The organism is Goekera deserti (assembly GCF_010685995.1).
Classification (GTDB): Bacteria; Actinomycetota; Actinomycetes; order Mycobacteriales; family Geodermatophilaceae; genus Goekera; species Goekera deserti.
In genome coordinates this window covers 1-721 of record NZ_JAAGWK010000050.1, presented here as the reverse complement: position 1 = coordinate 721, position 721 = coordinate 1, and the positions used below count along the sequence as shown (strand labels likewise).

The 721-nt window shown below is 68.4% G+C and carries 2 pseudogenes; both read left to right on the top strand.

Features of this window, described 5'->3' with window-relative positions:
- A pseudogene (locus G1H19_RS22785) lies at window positions 1-180 on the top strand (hypothetical protein); the annotation flags it as partial.
- A gap of 288 nt (window positions 181-468) precedes the next feature.
- Window positions 469-721 (top strand): annotated as a pseudogene (locus G1H19_RS22340) (IS5-like element ISMra2 family transposase); the annotation flags it as partial.

Here is a 721-nt window from a genome sequence, read left to right as displayed (position 1 = left end):
CCGCAAAAACCTAAGACCGGGCGGCCCTCGATCGGCCACCGCCGGTTCATCGAAGCCCTGCTGTGGCTGGCTCGCACCGGCGCGCCATGGCGGGACCTTGGCCGAGTTGATGAACTGGCGCACGGCCTGGCGGCGTTTCCAGCGCTGGACGGCAGCCGGCATCTGGAGCCGCATCCTTGATGCGCTACGAGCCTTGGCACCAGAGGCAGGCTGGGATGCGCACATGCTCGACAGCACGGTCGTCCGCGCCCATGCCTGTGCCGCAGGTGCACGCCGGTCGGCGAGTGCGCAGGCACTTGGCCGGTCCCGCGGTGACTTCTCGACCATGAATGGCCAGACGGCCATTCATCCGGCATCCAATGGATCCAGGTCCAGGAGGACCTGGAGGGCTGCATCTGCGCGCCGATGCTCATGGGCGGCCAGTGGCGCTGCACCTGACCCGGTGGCGAACGACACGACCTGCTGGGCGTGGCGCCATTGTTCGAACAGGCAGCCTTGCGCACCGGCCGGCGCGGCCGGCCGCGCTGGAAGCCGGCCGCCGTGATCGCCGACAAGGCCTATTCGGCTGCTTGGCTGCTCGACGCCCTGCGGCGCAAGCAGATCGCTCCGATCATCCCAAACCGGGTGGACCAGCCACACAACCTCGACTTCGACCGCCCGACCTACCGGCAACGCAATCTGGTCGAGCGTCTGGCAGGCAAGCTCAAGCAGTTCCGCCGGG